The following is a 16,302-nucleotide window of genomic DNA, read 5'->3' as shown; positions in this document are numbered from 1 at the left end:
AAAAATTAAGTATTATATGCGCCTCTTCCGGGTCGTTAGCTCAGTTGGTAGAGCAGTTGGCTTTTAACCAATTGGTCGCTGGTTCGAATCCAGCACGACCCACCACTATTATCCTCTGCGGATAATTAGGGAAAAGGAAGATCTAAGTTGCTGAATTTGTTGATCTTTTAATTTATTTTGTTAAGATGCACAGCAGCTAAGGGTCGTTAGCTCAGTTGGTAGAGCAGTTGGCTTTTAACCAATTGGTCGCTGGTTCGAATCCAGCACGACCCACCACTTATTCTAAAGGGGGAGAAAGTTTACTTTCTCCCCTTTTTTTATTTGTACTACCCCTCGCTTTTATTTGTTTAAAACAGTGTTGTGATAAAATGCGACGGCCTACCTCAGCGTCATGTTTTGCTGAGATATTGAGTTTAATGATACGAGAGCATTATGTCTGTTGTTACTAATGAACAATTGATTGTCCGCGATTTTTGGGCGAAACCTTCTGGTGATATGGACCCAGCGTATCGTGACGCCTTAATTGAAGAAATCCGTGAATTGTTAGTAAAAGAAGATGCCGTGATCGTCGCTCATTACTATACAGATCCTGAAATTCAAGCCTTGGCAGAAGCAACTGGTGGTTGCGTATCAGATTCTCTTGAAATGGCACGATTCGGTGCTCATCATCCCGCCAGCACATTGTTGGTTGCTGGTGTGCGTTTTATGGGGGAGACTGCAAAAATTTTAAGCCCAGAGAAGCGCGTATTAATGCCAACTCTTGAGGCTACTTGTTCTCTTGATATTGGCTGTCCGGTTGAGGAATTTTCTGCGTTTTGCGATCAGCACCCAGATCGTACCGTCGTAGTGTATGCCAATACATCGGCAGCAGTGAAAGCGCGTGCTGATTGGGTAGTGACCTCTAGCATTGCATTGGATGTCGTTAATCACCTAAAAGACCAAGGCGAGAAATTAATATGGGCGCCTGATAAACACTTAGGTGATTATGTCGCCCGTGAAACCGGCGCCGATATGTTGCTTTGGGATAGCGCTTGTATTGTACATGACGAATTCAAAGCTAGGGCTTTGGAAGATCTAAAACGCGTTCATGCTAATGCCGCCATTTTAGTTCACCCAGAGTCACCAAAAGCAGTGGTGCAGATGGCCGATGTTGTTGGTTCAACTAGTCAGTTGATTGCCGCAGCTAAGAATCTGCCAAATGACACTTTGATCGTTGCGACTGATAAAGCTATTTTTTATAAAATGCAGCAGGCCGCTCCGGATAAATTGTTAATCGAAGCGCCAACAGCGGGCAATGGAGCAACATGCCGTAGCTGCGCTCATTGTCCTTGGATGGCAATGAACGGTTTAGAAAATATTCGTGATGTATTAAAAAATCACGATCAAGAAATCATTATCGAAGAGACGCTGCGCCAGCAGGCAGTGGTCAGCTTGCAACGTATGTTGCAGTTTAATCCAGTACCTGTGGTCTGATCGCTTTTCCTTTTGGTTGAGAGTTGTGCATCCTCAGTGCAATTATTGCAGTGATGTGGGACTCTCGGTCATTGCTTTTAAGCGTTCTTTGAGCGCTGCCTCCTGATAAAAATCATGACGTTTACGCGCTTCTAACAGCGCCACATCCATTTGTTTTAACGCGTTGCTGCGTTGCCCGCTAAAGTACAAATATTCAGCCAAAGCGCGATGCGCAACAATCGGTTGATTAGCCTTGTAGGCTACGTTACTCAACTGCTGCCATGCACTTGGTTCGGTTGGGTAGAGTTCGGTTTGCTTACGTAACAATTGGCTGGCTTCGGTTGCGCGCCCAGCCTCCACCAGTAATGGTGCATACGGTTTTACTAAAATTCGATCATTGGGATTCAGGCGCAGAGCATCGTTTAATACTTTGATGGCTTGATCATTATTGCCATTGAGTGCGAGCAGGCGTGCTTCTAGTGCTATGGTCGCACTATGTTGGCGCCAAGGGGATTCTATTTGCTCAATCTGAGCTAGGCCCTTGTCTGGATCACGGTTGTTGAGGTAGATATTGGCGAGGTTGTAATGCAAAGCCGCGTTTTTAACACCGGTTGTTCTGCTTAGTTCTTGAATAAATTGTTCTTCTGCCTTGCTATCTTTTAGTTGGTAACGGCGGCGAGCATCATTGCGTAACACGCTAAATTCGAAGCTGGCTAAGCGTGGTCTCGCTGGGTATTGTTCAGCACGGTTGGCAGCATCAGCAACACGACTAGAGGTAATTGGGTGAGTCAGTAAAAACTCGGGCGGGGCTTCGCGGTAGCGGTTGGCGTTCAACATGGCTTCGAACATGCTTGGCATTGCTTGAGGATCTAACTCTGCTCCTGCTAAGGTCAGCATACCTAAGCGATCGGCCTCGCGCTCAAAATCACGACTATACGCTAGCTGGTTGTGTATGCTGGCGGCCTGACTTGTCACTAATCCGGCAAAGCCTGCATCGGGATTATTGGTGGCGATTAATAAAATACTCGCCAGTAGCGTTGCTAGAGCGATGGGGTCACGACGCTCGGCATTTTCGATCTGCCGGGAGAAATGGCGCTGACTTAAGTGAGCCAGTTCGTGTGCAAGCACCGCGGCAAGTTCGTCGGTGTCATTAGCGTACAAAAAGATACCGTCATTAATGCCGATGATGCCACCAGGCACAGCGAAGGCGTTTAATTCGGGGCTATCGACGACAATGAATTCCAAATCCATTTCTCGCAGTTCGCTGTGTGGAACTAGGCGATATATCAGATCTTCGAAGTAGGTGAGTACTAAGGGGTCGTCTAAACTGGAAACTTGGGAACGAAGCTGCCTTAACCATAAGCGCCCAAGGTCGTGTTCTTGTTGCATGGAGACATAGCCAGACGCTCGGTCGCCTAGTGCCGGAAGTTCGCTGTCGGCAAAACTGACAGAGGAACCCATTAGCAAACCTGCGATCAGACTGATCGTTCGAACATTCAAGAAGTCGTTCCTAAAAATGATACGTTGGTTAGACACAAACCTTAGTAAGAGTTCGCATAGAATATCGCGTTCGGACAGTAACGTGCATAGCGCTCTGGCGGCACTTCCGTATAATGCACAGCCCAGTTTGGCAAAAGGTGGTAAAGGTGTCTAATTCTATCGCGTCTGCTGCTCAATTGGATGCTAGCGAGTTAATGTGTCCTATGCCGTTATTAAAAACAAAGCTGGCTCTGCGTAATCTTTCGGTGGGGGACGTGCTGCATGTCATTGCTACAGATTCTGGCAGTTGGCGTGATATTCCGCGATTCTTGCAGTTGAGTACGCACGAACTATTGGCTGCAACTGATGTTGATGGCCGTTATGAATTTTGGATTAAGAAGGGAGCTTAACTATGCTGAAGGTCGTTCGCGGCTGGATTGATCGCTATTTCTCTGATGAAGAAGCCTTGTTGTTGCTTTTCATTATCGGCGGTTTGCTGCTCCTAATTATGGCCTTGGGTTCGGTGCTGGCGCCGTTTTTAACGGCGATGGTCGTGGCTTATCTTCTTCAGGGCGCTATGAACTTCTTTAAGGGTCTTGGTCTAGGGCACTTATCGGCCACTGTGGTGGTATTCCTGCTGTTCTTGTCAATTTTGCTGACGCTGCTGTTGATTATTTTGCCCGCCACTTGGAAACAAACGACTCAGTTCTTTTATGAATTGCCGCGCATGGCAACGAAAGGGCAAGAGTTGATGATGTTGTTGCCAGAGAAATATCCTGATTTAGTAACGGTAGAGCAGGTTAAGCTTTGGACGCAGCAAATTCGTGATGAAATAGCTTCGATTGGACAGTTGGCGCTGACCTTCTCGGTATCGGGTATTACTGGTGTTATGGGGCTACTCATATACTGCGTTTTAGTACCGATTTTAGTTTTCTTCTTGCTGAAAGATTCCACCAAAATCGTTCAGTGGTGTACCGCCTTTTTGCCAACCAAGCGCAATTTATTGAATAACGTTTGGGCAGAAATGGATGTGCAAATTGCAAATTACATCCGCGGTAAAGCGGTTGAAATCATTATTGTTGGTGGCGTGAGTTATGTAGCGTTTGTCATTATGGGAATCAACTATGCAGCACTTTTGGCGATTGGCGTCGGCTTGTCGGTATTGATTCCATATATTGGTGCGGCAGTGATCACGGTGCCTATTGCGCTTGTTGGTTATGTGCAGTGGGGGTGGACCAATGATTTTATTTATCTACTCACTGTGTATGCCATCATCCAAGGTTTGGATGGTAACGTGCTAGTGCCTTTGCTATTTTCAGAGGTGGTAAATTTGCATCCGGTCGCGATTATTGTCGCCGTTCTTGTTTTTGGTGGCCTTTGGGGATTCTGGGGTGTCTTTTTTGCCATCCCCCTAGCAACTTTATTCAAAGCGGTGATACGAGCTTGGCCCGCGGGCACAACGAACGCGCCAGTATAGAGTAACTGACTTGTCACATAATGGTTGCGCCAGTAGTATTGCGCCTCTGAATTTTTCGCTCATCGCGACCCTTTTTATTGGGAGTAGTGTTTCATGATTACCGGCAGTATTGTTGCGTTGGTTACCCCTATGCATGCCGACGGCCAAGTAGACTGGCAAAGTCTCGATCGCCTGGTGGATTTCCATATAAACGAAGGTACTGATTCCATCGTTGCTATGGGAACTACCGGTGAGTCGGCCACTCTCACAACAGAAGAACACATTGGTGTTATTGAAGCCGTGGTCAAAAAGGCTGCGGGTCGTCGTCCTATCATTGCGGGTACTGGGGCGAACAATACCGCTGAAGCGATTGAGTTGACCCAAGAAGCAAAACGCGTCGGTGCGGATGCTTGCTTGTTGGTGACGCCTTATTACAACAAACCGCCACAGCGTGGTCTGATTAAACACCATGAGGCCATTGCGGCTGCCGTTGATATTCCACAAATTTTGTACAACGTACCTGGCCGCACAGCGATTGATATGCTGCCAGAAACCATTGCCGCGTTAGCGGATGTTGAGCAAATCATCGGAGTTAAAGAAGCGACTGGTGATTTAGACCGTGCGCGTAAGCTGATTGATCTGGTTGGTGACCGCTTGGCGGTATACTCAGGTGATGATGAAACAGCCTACGAACTGATTTTATTGGGTGGTAAGGGGAATATCTCGGTTACTGCCAACGTTGCGCCGCGACTAATGCATCAACTTTGTATGCTGGCATTGGACGGCAAAGCCGATGAAGCGAAAGCACTTAATGATTCATTGATGTCTTTGCATAACGCTATGTTTGTTGAAGCAAATCCAATTCCAGTGAAGTGGGCTTTAACACGCATGGGATTGATGCAAAATGGCATTCGATTGCCTCTTGTTGAATTGGATGAACGTTTTTATCCAAAAGTAGAACTGGCTCTGTCAGCTCTAAAACTGATTTAACGGAATACTATGCGAATTCTTTTCCTGCTTGTGCTGGCATCTTTAAGTGGATGCAGCTGGATGTTCGGAGACACTTTTCGTGACCGAACCAACGATTATCTGAAGGCAGAGGAAGCGCCTAGTACTCAGTTACCCACGGACATGGCTCCTTTGGTGGAAGATCGTTTTGCTATTCCTGACGCGCCGCAATCTGAGACGTTAGCGAGTGGCGAAGAGCCGAAAAAGTTTAAGGTGCCAAAGCCGGATCCAATGCCTGATGAAGCAGCGATGGACGATGAGTCGGCGACGTTAAGTCAGTACCGCGATGACAGTTTGAATCCGCGTCTTGAGCGAGACGGTGCTGGCAGCCAAATTTTGCGCTTAGATAGTGGCTTTGCTAACGCATGGTCGAAAGTAGCGGATGCGTTAACAGAAACCTCATTTAAGCTCTCTGATCTCAATCGCAGTGTGGGTACGTACTATCTTGAACTGCCAGCACCTGTTGCCGAAGATGCCGAGAAGAAGAGTTGGTGGGGACGTTTGTGGAGTAGCGACGAGCCAGAGTTTGTGACTTACCAACTGAAGATGAATCGTGCCCGTTTGGGTGTGTATTTATCCCTCTTGTTAGATACCGAAACTTTGGCAGACGATGCTCTGACCAAAGAAGTGCTGACTGAGATTAAAACCCAGCTAACGAAGTGAAATACGCATCGTTAGGTAGTGGCAGCAAAGGAAACGCCACGATAGTTCAGCAGGATGATGTGTGCGTACTGATTGACTGTGGCTTTTCTAAGCGCTCGCTGATGCAGCGCTTATTAGAGGCTGGTGTCGATCCAGGTCAGCTGCATGCCTTATTTGTTACTCATGAACACGGTGATCACGCACGCGGGGTTGTTGCTGTTTGTGATCATCTCAATATTCCCTTTTATGCATCCTTTGGTACTGCCCGAAAAATGGACTGGGTTGGACACGACCGTTGGCGGTGCATACGAGCAGATGAAGCGGTTCGTGTTGGTAGCCTAGAAATTATCCCTGTTGTTGTTCCTCATGATGCTCAAGAGCCACTACAATTCGTTTTACAGAATGCAGATGGCCACAGGCTTGGTATACTATCGGACCTCGGCTCGCTGACACCGCATTTAGTCGATGTGTATCAGGGCTGTCATGGCTTACAAGTTGAAGCAAATCACGACCCGCAGCTATTGCAAACAGGGCCATATCCGCCTAGTTTGCGTGCTCGCGTTGCTGGTGCATTTGGTCATCTTAGTAACCAGCAATGCGCAGAATTTATACGACGGGTAAACTGGCCCGGCTTGCGCCACATAACGGCAGGGCATATCAGTGAAAAGAACAATGACCGATATTTGGTAAGCCAAGTATTGGCCGAGGCAATCGGTTGCGAGCCGCACGAAGTGACGTTGCTCGAACAAGATATGATATCCCCGTGGTATCACCTCAATGACCAGTAATTATTGACCAGTAACGAATTTTGAAATTATTTCCGGAGAACCCCATGGAAAAGCGCGAATTACTCTACTCAGGTAAAGCAAAATCTGTGTACACCACAGATGATGCGGACTACATGGTACTGGAGTTTCGTAATGACACCTCTGCCTTCGACGGTAAGAAAATCGAACAGCTTGACCGCAAAGGTATGGTGAACAACAAGTTCAACGCCTTCATTATGACCAAGTTGGCAGAAGCGGGTATTCCTACTCACTTTGAAAAACTACTGTCTGATACTGATTCTCTCGTAAAACGTTTGGACATGATTCCTCTAGAGTGTGTTGTACGTAACGTCGCTGCGGGTAGCTTAGTACGTCGATTAGGCGTAGAGGAAGGTATTGATTTAGTGCCACCAACGTTTGAATTGTTCTTAAAGAATGATGCGCTGGGTGATCCTATGGTTAACGAATATCATGCGCGCTCTTTCGGTTGGGCCGAAGAAGAAGAACTCAACAAAATGAAAGAGCTAACCTTTAAAGTGAACCAAGTGTTAAAAGCTTTGTTTCTTGATGGTGGTATGTTGTTGGTCGACTACAAGCTTGAGTTTGGTTTATTCAAAGGTGAAGTGGTGTTGGGTGATGAGTTTTCTCCAGACGGTTGTCGTTTGTGGGATAAAGAAACTCGTGAAAAACTCGACAAAGATCGCTTCCGCCAAGGTTTGGGCAATGTGATTGAATCGTATGAAGAAGTGGGTCGCCGTATCGGTGTTCAGTTCTGATCGAGCGTTTAATAAAATCTTAATCATTTGTGGGCGATAAAAGGCCCGCAAATGATTGGCAAAGTTTCCAATTGTGTGCAAACTAAGGCAACTGGTTTAGACCGGTTCCGTAGGAACAGATCACAACAATAGGAATATTCTGATGAAAAAGACGGCCATTGCAGCCTTTATCGTTGCGCTAGCACCCGTTGCATCCCACGCAGATTTATTGTTCACCGTTGGTGCTAAAGCCAGCGTATGGAACGCCGAACCAACAGGCCAAATTGACGACGACATTTCTGTTGATAGCAGCAATAACGGTTTAGGTCTCGACTCTGAAAATGGCACTCAGTTGACTGTGTTTTTTGAACATCCAGTGCCTATGCTACCGAATATCAAGTTAAAGCAAACCAGCTTAGACCTTTCTGGTGACGGTACTCTTGCTCTTTCTACTAGTTTTAATGGTCAAGCGTTCGCAGGACCTGTAACGAGCGATCTTGATTTGTCCCATACCGACGTAACCCTATACTGGGGCTTGCCGTTGCCACTTCCATACGTCGATATTAACTTTGGTTTAACGGGCCGTATGTTTGATGGTTATGCTGAAGTTAGCAACACACTGTCTGGTACTGAGCGTGTTGATTTAGATGCCACCGTTCCTATGGTTTACGGTGCAGTAAAAGTGGATACGCCTTTTGGTGTTTATGCTCAAGTTGATGTGAATTACATTGGCTACAGCGGTAATACTCTGTCAGATATTTCTTATGGTTTAGGTTACGACCTTCCAGTGCCAATTGCGGATATCGGCCTAGAAGCTGGTTACCGCTCTTTAAGCATGAAAACAGATGAAGATTTAACAGATATCGCGACAGATGTTGATGTGTCTGGTCTTTATTATGGCGCTTCGGTTTCAATCGGTTTTTAAGATTTGAAGCGAGCTAAAAAAACCGACGTTAACGTCGGTTTTTTTGTTTAAGGCTTAGACTCAAGTGCCGCTGCGTTTTCGGCACGATCTATTCGTTCTTTTATATCTGGGTGGGTATGCAGTAGTTCCTCCCAGCTATAATCATCGCTGTCGGCTTCTGGATCAACACCATGGGATGCCGCGAGTGATCGCATGGCTATAGCGAAATCATTCGCAGAAATACCAATATCTGGTGCGTGGTTGAATGCAAAGTTATCGGCTTCAGCTTCCATGTCGCGACTATAAGCATTTTGTAATAAACCTACGCCCGCACCGATCACGGCCTCTCCGGCACCATCAATGTCACCAGCCAGCATGGTATATATAACAGCGGTAATCGTGCTTTGGGTGATCATTTGCAGGCTATGTCGATATTCAATATGACCAATTTCATGCAATAGCACGGCTTTTAGTGCATTTGGTTTGTCGGTTAGTAAGGTAATTAAATCGTCGGTTACAACCACAGTACCATCAGGAAGAGCAATTGCGTTGGCACCGATAGCGCTATCTCTAAATAATAGTTGATAGTGTGGGTGTGCTAGAGGCAATGGATTGATTACGGCAAACCATAAGTCATTGATGCTCGCTTGCTGCTCGTCGCTTATCGAGGTGTCATCGAACATGCTTTTGTCTAAAAGGGTTAGGGTATGCTCACCTAAAACGTCTGCGACACCGGTAGGTAAGTGGGGTACAACAAGTGCGGTTGTCGTTGGAACTGCGCGGGTGATAATCCACCAAAAAATAATTGGTACCAGAATTGTCGCGGCAATGATTGCGACTATGTGTGATTCCAACCATTCAATGAAGCGCGACCCTTGGCTCAATGATGGCCAGCGAAAATATACATCGTCGGGTGTAAAAGTTGCCTTATCTGCAAAAATTAGATCTACGGGAAGGCCAGGAATCGCACTGCCAAGGCTAACTGAATCAGCCGTTGCGGATCGAATCGGCGCATCATCTAATAGTTTGTGTAACCTGATGTCGCCGTTATCTAGCAGAGTAAGTCGCGTTTGTTGACTAGCGGACTCGCCAGCCAACAAATATAGTCCGGTTAACGTTCTCATTAAATCAATGAAACGTCTGCATCGAACAATCCAGCAGCTTCTTCGCCAAATGCACTATCAGTAATACCAACAGTATTAATCAGTTCGTTCATCTTAGGCAGAACTTGCACTTGGGTGCACTTCGATAAATAGTCCAATTTACGTATCAGAGCGATTGGGTGTCCTAGGCCGATAGTGAATATTAAGATGATTGCATTTGATACGGTCAACCACATGTAAGGAATAACTTTAACCGAGGACGAAAAACGAGCGACGTTTTCAACTTGTAAGTTATTCACTACATGGTTGCGAATCATGGCGTTAAACAACGCCATTGATAAATAGCCAGTTAAAAACATAAGGCCGTAAAGTGGCAAGAAGATGGAAAGTATGAGCTGCTTAGAAGCTTTTGGGTCTTCGCTTTTGAATGCGGTGAAATCGACGCCAGAAAAGATTAGTGTTGCCCCGATGGCAATGACCGCGATACTCAATAAGAAAGCTGCCAGTGCCGCCAGATAGTACTGTCCTGTACTGGTGTTAAGACTGAACTTCTCACCGCCGAAGGTAATATTGTTCATCATAAATAATTGAATGCGGCGCATTACCCAAGGCATCGCTAAATACAAGGTGAATATCGATAAAATCGGTAACACAATGAAGTTAATGAGCGCATCGGTATAAGTTCCAGTAAAAGAGAAGCGAATATTACGATAGGCCGTCATATGAAGTGTGAAGCGAATGCCTTGAATGATTAGCCACGGGAGGGCGAGTAATAATACGCCGTATAAAATTAGGCCAGCTATCGGAAAAAAGTTAGCGATTGTGCTTAGGGCAACAAAAGCGATAACCGCAATAAAGCGGCCTCTAAGAATTTGCAATGGTGTTGCTAGGTAAGCTAAACGATGCCCATCAACCTGAGTGTGCCCGTAAAGGTACTGAGTATTGCGTACTTTCGCCCATGCGCTGTAGATACCTAGCGTTACTATCGAGAGCAGTAAATTGACATGCCACAGTTTAAAGTAGCCAAATTTAGTCGCAGAAAATTGCACAGGAAGTGATGGGGCAGACGCAATGCTTGCCCCATTTATCGGATTTGTCATTCTAACATCCTTGTTTAGGCTGGTATTAAACCAACTAGGTAATAATTTTTACAATAATAAATAATATGTCGGGTTATGTCTTTTAAAAATTATAGGGCATCACGCACAAATTCGGCCAGAATGTTGTCAGTGTCACGATTACCAATAGCTATGCTAATAACATCGGCTCGTACTCCATGGATTGCATGCTTGCGATAATTGGAGTCTAAATAGCAGCGATCAAGAGGGCAAAAGCGGAAACCTATTTGCATTGAAAGGGAACGACTGCTGGTTTGTGGATAAGCAACTTCTGGTGGAACATGCCAGCTGATGTCATCAAACAAGCCTGGCTCCCAGCGCCAACTATTTTGCAAAGTTACTAAAGATTCGTAATCTTTAAAGTTGAGCACAGCAGCGACCCAGCGTTGCCCATCTTCGCGCTCAACCAACTGGGCCATTTGATTTTCTTCTTTTTCGTCTCGCAGGGTAAACTCAAGCACAGATTTGGCTTTTTGTCCTGGCTGGTAGAGAGCATTTTCGTCGGGAAATATCGGGCTGTAAACTTTACTGCTCGGTAAATTACGCATGCCAACAATGGTGAAACTTTGTTTATCTTCGCCGTAATTGTAACGAGCTGCTTGCAGCTCAAATTCAACAAAATACGTTTTTCCTGCAGTGAGTTGGGCACCGTGATTCTCAAACAGTGATGTGATGTCGATGCTGGTTAAATTACGATCATTTTCCCAGGCGTTGTGTGCGTCGTTAAGACGAGTTTGAATTCGAGTGTCGCGTTCAGCGGCGAGCTTTTGTGCTTCTCGTGCTGCTTCTTCTGCGCGTTGTGCTTCAAGCATTTGTAGGCGTCGAAGTTCGGCGGTTGATTGCCCGCTGCAGCCTGCAATAAATACCAGTATGAGAGATAGCGAAATAATGCGTAGCATGGTGTGTCCTTGATATCTTCTTTTGCTGAGATTATACCCATTCTTCGCAGTTATGGGGTTTTAAAGCAGGCTAACTTTTGCATGATATTCCTTTATTCTTTGTTATTGTGGCCTGAGTCGCCAAACGGTGGACAAAACTTTGAGCATATGACACGCTTCAACGTGGATTAAATAGTCATGGTGATTTGCGTGCGATATCTATTTATTGCTTTAGCAACCCTATTAGTGGCATGTCAGCCGTCGAATATGGCCGGTGTGCCCGATAAAGAGTTGCGCCAGCGTAATTATAAATGTGCAATGGCTAGTGGGCTTTCGCCTGCGGAAATCCAAGTGTGTAAAAACATTCGACGCGAATGTGATGAGCGTGCGAGTAAGGGTAATTACGTCTGTTAAGGGTTATCGTCTAGAGTCGGCAAACAATCCTTTACGTTTATGGTCATAACCGCCGTAGGAATTGCTGCTTGGCTGTAGTAGGGTATTCGCCTTTATAATCTCTTCTTCAGGAAAGAAACATGAAATTATTAAAAATGGCTCCAGCGTTATTGTTGGGTACTGTATTGTTGACCGGTTGTGGTCAGGAGGAATCTGTGAAGTTAGAAAGTGCCGCTGATCAGGCAAGTTATGGTGTGGGTCTGAACATTGGTCGTCAATTGTCTCGCGAACCATTCGAGATGAATGCTGAAGCAGTTATTGCAGGTATTCGTGATGCGATTGGTAATGTAGAACCAAAATTGAATGAAGAAGCGATTCAAGCTGCATTCCAAAAAATCACCGAAGAGCAAGAGCGTAAGCAGCAAGCATTGAATGATGCAGCTGCTAAAGCTGGTCAGGATTTCTTAGCCGAAAATGCTAAGCGCGAAGGCGTGAAAACGACTGAATCTGGCTTGCAGTATGAAGTGATCACCGCAGTGGCTGAAGGTGCGACTCCAGCAGCCACTGACCAAGTGCGTGTTCATTACCATGGCACTCTAATCGACGGTACTGTATTCGATAGCTCGGTAGAGCGTGGTGAGCCTGCTCAATTCCCAGTGAATCGCGTAATCCGCGGTTGGGTTGAAGCTTTGCAAATGATGAAAGTGGGTGAGAAGTGGAAGTTGTTTATTCCGGCTGACCTAGCTTACGGCGCGCAAAGCCCAAGCCCTAAAATTCCAGCTAACTCTGCTTTGATCTTTGAAGTTGAATTGTTGGAAATCGTTGGTCAAGATAAAGAGTAAGTTCTTTATTCTGATCTAAAAAATGCCTCCTTTTGGAGGCATTTTTGTTTTTACAGTACCGTTATATTTGCTAGGCGAAGGATTCGCTACTTTCAGCGTCGGCGTGGTCTGTTGTGGCGGTTTGGTATAGTCCGCAATTTTGCAAATGTGAAACGGTTCTTTTTAAGGTGGCGAGTTGTTTGTCATTCAATGCTTGTTGGTGTTGGCAACGACGACACTCAAATGTTTTGCTTTGTAGCAAGACAGACGCAGGGTTTGATGTATAGAAGTTACATTCCGGACATGGAATCGGGTATTGAACAAGAGGAGCAACAGAAGACATAACAGCCACAACATAATAATTTGTTGGGTGGTATTTATACACGATTTTGGAATGTTTTTTAAGACTAACTGAGCAGAATGTCAGCTATAAAGAGTTGGTCGGGGTAGAGAGATTCGAACTCCCGACATCCTGGTCCCAAACCAGGCGCGCTACCAGACTGCGCTATACCCCGAACTTGCTGTTTGTTGGCTCCCCGAGTTGGACTTGAACCAACGACCAATAGATTAACAGTCTACTGCTCTACCGACTGAGCTATCGGGGAACTTCGTAACAGCGAGGCGTATATTACGGAGCGTTTCGTTTTTCGTCAATGGCTTTTTTCGATAAAAAACAAAAAGTTGGGGCTGTATCGTCGAAATGATGAAGTTGTGAGGCGAATAAGCAATTCGCCTCACAATTTTCCTGCTTCCTGACTACATTTTCATGTTTTCAGGAGAGTGTGCGATCAGTCTTTCTTAAACACGTTGTTGTACACGTAGTTTGTTGCTTCAACAAAACCGTCGATGCTACCGCAATCAAAACGACGGCCTTTGAATTTATACGCCAGTACGCAGCCATCTTGAGCCTGTTTCAGTAGCGCATCGGTAATCTGTACTTCGCCATTTTTGCCTGGCTTTGTGTTCTCAATAAGTTCGAAGATGTCCGGAGTCAGGATGTAACGACCGATAATCGCTAGATTGCTTGGTGCATCTTCTTTGGCTGGTTTTTCAACCATGTCGGTAACACGGTACAGACCGTCTTTCATGTATTCGCCAGCGATTACGCCGTACTTGTGTACCTCATCTTCAGGTACTTCCTGAATAGCGACGATAGAACAGCGGAACTGCTTGTATAGCTTAACCATTTGCGCCAATACGCCTTCTTCGCCTTCGTCAACAACACATAAGTCATCGGCAAGAACAACGGCAAAAGGCTCATCGCCCATCAGATAACGACCAGAAAGGATGGCGTGGCCTAAGCCCTTCATGTGATTTTGACGTTTGAAGGCAAATTCGTTTTCGTCGATAAGCTTACGAATAGAGGTCAGCAGCTCTTCTTTGCCGCTACCAGCGATTTCGCGCTCTAACTCATAGCTGATGTCGAAGTGGTCGGCAATGGAGCGTTTACCGCGACCAGTGATGAAACCGATGCGGTTCAAACCCGCGGCTGCTGCTTCTTCAACGCCGTACTGCACCAAAGGTTTATTAACGATTGGTAGCATTTCTTTAGGCATAGCCTTTGTTGCAGGCAAAAAACGTGTGCCATAACCGGCAACAGGGAACAGGCATTTGCGAATCATATTTTTCTATCCTTGTCTGATACAGATGAGAAGGTGGAGTTTGCATAGATTATGTCAGATTTGTTGCGGTTTTACGTCAACCCTAAAGGGCGTTCACCGTGACCAACAGCTCTTATGCTAAAACGTGCGTGCATTATATCAGCATCGCTCTGATTCACTATGGTGCAAAGATAATGCCGACGGTATAGAACCTGCTTGTCTACACTAGTAATACGACTATTTTGTGACAGGCGTTAGGTTGAGGGGGAACCCAAAGCATGACGTGGTCTACAGAGGCGTCAAATGGTACTAGCAGACTTGGCATGGACGTGACAGGATCTCTACGAGATGTTTTAGCACCATCAAGCAATTAGATTGAGGCGAGTTGTTATAGCGGCGCCCTGAAATTGAACAGCGGAGGTGAACGATGCACATTAATGCACCATATGAGCTGGTGTTATTTGGCGGGCTTGGAGATTTAGCATTACGTAAGTTAATGCCGGCGCTATATCTACTGTATCGAGATGGTCGTTTACCCAGCGGACGTATTTTCGCCGCCACTCGCCAAACACTAGAGCGCGAGGATTTCTTAGGGCGTATTGAAAAAGCGCTCAAATCACATCTGCCATCTGAATATTTAGAATTAGCAACGTGGGAAGGTTTTAGTCAGTGCCTGCATTGCTTGACGATTGATCTTAATAGCGCGCAAGGTTATCTCGATCTCGCTACGACATTGGGCAGCGATGATCCAAATCGTGTGTATTATCTAGCAACAGGTTCCGATCTTTATACTCCTATCTGCCAAGGGTTACACGATAGTGGGTTGATCAAAAGCAACAGTAAAATCGTCCTCGAAAAGCCCATCGGCCATGATTACGAATCGGCATCTGCCATTAACAATATCGTTTCTGAATATTTTGACGAATGTCAGATTTATCGTATTGATCATTATTTAGGTAAAGAGACGGTACAAAATCTAATGGTGCTGCGCTTTGCCAATTCATTGTTTGAGTCGCAATGGAATCAGCATTATATCGATCATATACAAATCACTATTTCAGAATCTATTGGAGTCGAGAAGCGCGCCGAGTTTTATGAACAAGTGGGTGCAATGCGCGATATGTTTCAAAATCACCTGCTGCAATTGCTGTGTATCACGGCAATGGAGCCTCCGGCTCGGTTAGATCCGGATTCTGTACGCGACGAAAAAGTAAAAGTATTGCGCGCCTTAAAACCGATTGTTGGCAATCACATTAGCGATAACGTTGTTCGCGGCCAGTACGATGCCGGTGTTGCTGAGGGCAAGCCAGTTCCACGCTATCGAGATGAGCCGGGCGTACACCCTAAAAGCATGACTGAAACTTTTGTCGCGGTAAAAGTCGAAATTGATAACTGGCGTTGGGCGGGGGTTCCATTTTATTTACGTACAGGTAAACGTCTGGCTGAGCGAGCATGTGAGATTGTGGTGCATTTTAAAGAAATACCGCACTCAATATTTCCATTGCAACATAAAAGCACTATGGCTAATAAATTGGTGTTTCGTCTGCAACCGGATGAAGGCGTGCGCTTAATGTTGTGCGAAAAACGCGTAGGCCCAGGTATGAATGTGCGACCAATGAATTTAAGTTTAAATCCTGCAAATCATAAGCAAACCCGAGTGCCAGAGGCTTACGAACGCTTGTTGTTCGATGTGTTGAGCGGGAATGCGACTTTATTTTTACGTGATGATGAATTACTAGAAGCGTGGCGTTGGGTTGATCCTATTTTAAGCTATTGGGAAGAAATCGAACAACGTCCAGAACCCTATACTTCTGGCTCTTGGGGTCCAGCGGCAGCCACATTGCTGTTAGCGAAAGAAGGGCGGTTATGGGACGAAAATAGCTAAATATACTGTATTTATCTTAATCGGTAGAAACAGTTGAGGA

Annotated in this window: 16 protein-coding genes and 4 tRNA genes; 13 read left to right on the top strand and 7 right to left on the bottom strand. The window is 45.7% G+C overall.

Going from position 1 to position 16,302, the window contains the following annotated elements; genetic code table 11:
- Nucleotides 1-29 precede the first annotated feature (29 nt).
- The 3 genes from TOL_RS10295 to nadA all read left to right on the top strand — a co-directional run bounded on the left by TOL_RS10295 (nucleotide 30) and on the right by nadA (nucleotide 1,473).
- A tRNA-Lys gene (locus TOL_RS10295) sits at nucleotides 30-105 on the top strand.
- 95 nt (nucleotides 106-200) lie between these two features.
- Nucleotides 201-276: transfer RNA gene (locus tag TOL_RS10290), tRNA-Lys, on the top strand.
- 219 nt (nucleotides 277-495) lie between these two features.
- A complete protein-coding gene (gene nadA, locus TOL_RS10285) occupies nucleotides 496-1,473 on the top strand; it encodes a quinolinate synthase NadA (protein ID WP_231848022.1) in 978 nt (325 codons plus the stop codon).
- Nucleotides 1,474-1,515: 42 nt separating this feature from the next.
- Here the strand turns inward: nadA and TOL_RS10280 are convergent, their stop codons facing one another.
- Entirely contained in the window at nucleotides 1,516-2,913 is a 1,398-nt protein-coding gene (locus TOL_RS10280; protein ID WP_015487260.1) for a M48 family metalloprotease, read from the bottom strand.
- Nucleotides 2,914-3,098: 185 nt separating this feature from the next.
- On the opposite strand from TOL_RS10280, the gene TOL_RS10275 reads away from it, so the two are divergent.
- The 7 genes from TOL_RS10275 (at nucleotide 3,099) to TOL_RS10245 (ending at nucleotide 8,484) form a co-directional block, all read left to right on the top strand.
- Nucleotides 3,099-3,341 (top strand): sulfurtransferase TusA family protein, encoded by a 243-nt coding sequence (locus TOL_RS10275; protein WP_025265295.1) that lies wholly within the window; start codon nucleotides 3,099-3,101, stop codon nucleotides 3,339-3,341.
- A gap of 2 nt (nucleotides 3,342-3,343) precedes the next feature.
- Nucleotides 3,344-4,408 carry an AI-2E family transporter gene (locus tag TOL_RS10270; protein WP_015487258.1) on the top strand — a complete coding sequence of 355 codons (1,065 nt, stop codon included), beginning with the start codon at nucleotides 3,344-3,346 and terminating at the stop codon, nucleotides 4,406-4,408.
- Nucleotides 4,409-4,501: 93 nt separating this feature from the next.
- Nucleotides 4,502-5,377 (top strand): 4-hydroxy-tetrahydrodipicolinate synthase, encoded by an 876-nt coding sequence (dapA, locus tag TOL_RS10265; RefSeq protein WP_015487257.1) that lies wholly within the window; start codon nucleotides 4,502-4,504, stop codon nucleotides 5,375-5,377.
- 9 nt (nucleotides 5,378-5,386) lie between these two features.
- Nucleotides 5,387-6,058: an outer membrane protein assembly factor BamC gene (gene bamC, locus TOL_RS10260; protein ID WP_081601121.1), complete on the top strand. Its 672-nt coding sequence runs from the start codon at nucleotides 5,387-5,389 to the stop codon at nucleotides 6,056-6,058.
- The gene (locus TOL_RS10255; RefSeq protein ID WP_025265297.1) at nucleotides 6,055-6,825 is read left to right on the top strand and encodes an MBL fold metallo-hydrolase; all 771 of its coding nucleotides are present in this window, start codon (nucleotides 6,055-6,057) and stop codon (nucleotides 6,823-6,825) included. The genes bamC and TOL_RS10255 overlap by 4 nt, the downstream gene beginning before the upstream one ends.
- Nucleotides 6,826-6,869: 44 nt before the next feature.
- Complete coding sequence (purC, locus tag TOL_RS10250; protein WP_015487254.1) at nucleotides 6,870-7,580, top strand: phosphoribosylaminoimidazolesuccinocarboxamide synthase; 711 nt, start codon at nucleotides 6,870-6,872, stop codon at nucleotides 7,578-7,580.
- Nucleotides 7,581-7,722: 142 nt separating this feature from the next.
- Nucleotides 7,723-8,484: a TIGR04219 family outer membrane beta-barrel protein gene (locus TOL_RS10245; protein WP_015487253.1), complete on the top strand. Its 762-nt coding sequence runs from the start codon at nucleotides 7,723-7,725 to the stop codon at nucleotides 8,482-8,484.
- Nucleotides 8,485-8,531: 47 nt separating this feature from the next.
- On the opposite strand, the gene TOL_RS10240 is transcribed toward TOL_RS10245, so the two are convergent.
- The 3 genes from TOL_RS10240 to TOL_RS10230 form a co-directional block, all read right to left on the bottom strand.
- The gene (locus tag TOL_RS10240; protein ID WP_015487252.1) at nucleotides 8,532-9,587 is read right to left on the bottom strand and encodes a M48 family metallopeptidase; all 1,056 of its coding nucleotides are present in this window, start codon (nucleotides 9,585-9,587) and stop codon (nucleotides 8,532-8,534) included.
- Complete coding sequence (locus tag TOL_RS10235) at nucleotides 9,587-10,666, bottom strand: YjgN family protein (RefSeq protein WP_015487251.1); 1,080 nt, start codon at nucleotides 10,664-10,666, stop codon at nucleotides 9,587-9,589. The genes TOL_RS10240 and TOL_RS10235 overlap by 1 nt, the downstream gene beginning before the upstream one ends.
- Nucleotides 10,667-10,755: 89 nt before the next feature.
- Nucleotides 10,756-11,583, bottom strand: a complete 828-nt coding sequence (locus TOL_RS10230) for a hypothetical protein (RefSeq protein WP_015487250.1) — start codon at nucleotides 11,581-11,583, stop codon at nucleotides 10,756-10,758.
- 177 nt (nucleotides 11,584-11,760) lie between these two features.
- Here TOL_RS10230 and TOL_RS10225 point away from each other — a divergent pair, with 177 nt between their 5' ends.
- Both TOL_RS10225 and TOL_RS10220 read left to right on the top strand, forming a co-directional pair.
- Nucleotides 11,761-11,976: a hypothetical protein gene (locus TOL_RS10225; RefSeq protein ID WP_015487249.1), complete on the top strand. Its 216-nt coding sequence runs from the start codon at nucleotides 11,761-11,763 to the stop codon at nucleotides 11,974-11,976.
- A 119-nt stretch (nucleotides 11,977-12,095) separates the two neighbouring features.
- Nucleotides 12,096-12,797, top strand: coding sequence for a BamJ family beta-barrel-assembly machinery protein (locus TOL_RS10220; RefSeq protein ID WP_015487248.1), 702 nt, complete (start codon nucleotides 12,096-12,098; stop codon nucleotides 12,795-12,797).
- Nucleotides 12,798-13,214: 417 nt separating this feature from the next.
- On the opposite strand, the gene TOL_RS10215 is transcribed toward TOL_RS10220, so the two are convergent.
- From TOL_RS10215 to galU, 3 genes are all read right to left on the bottom strand, one after another.
- Nucleotides 13,215-13,291 (bottom strand) — tRNA-Pro (locus TOL_RS10215).
- Nucleotides 13,292-13,305: 14 nt separating this feature from the next.
- Nucleotides 13,306-13,381 (bottom strand) — tRNA-Asn (locus TOL_RS10210).
- A 183-nt stretch (nucleotides 13,382-13,564) separates the two neighbouring features.
- Nucleotides 13,565-14,398 (bottom strand): UTP--glucose-1-phosphate uridylyltransferase GalU, encoded by an 834-nt coding sequence (gene galU / locus TOL_RS10205; RefSeq protein WP_015487246.1) that lies wholly within the window; start codon nucleotides 14,396-14,398, stop codon nucleotides 13,565-13,567.
- Between the two features lie 406 nt (nucleotides 14,399-14,804).
- On the opposite strand from galU, the gene zwf reads away from it, so the two are divergent.
- Nucleotides 14,805-16,262, top strand: coding sequence for a glucose-6-phosphate dehydrogenase (zwf, locus tag TOL_RS10200; RefSeq protein WP_015487244.1), 1,458 nt, complete (start codon nucleotides 14,805-14,807; stop codon nucleotides 16,260-16,262).
- Nucleotides 16,263-16,302: the final 40 nt, after the last annotated feature.

This window comes from Thalassolituus oleivorans MIL-1 (assembly GCF_000355675.1).
Lineage (GTDB): Bacteria > Pseudomonadota > Gammaproteobacteria > Pseudomonadales > Oceanobacteraceae > Thalassolituus > Thalassolituus oleivorans.
The sequence above is the reverse complement of the archived record's forward strand: the minus strand, read 5'-3'. Positions and strand labels throughout refer to the sequence as shown.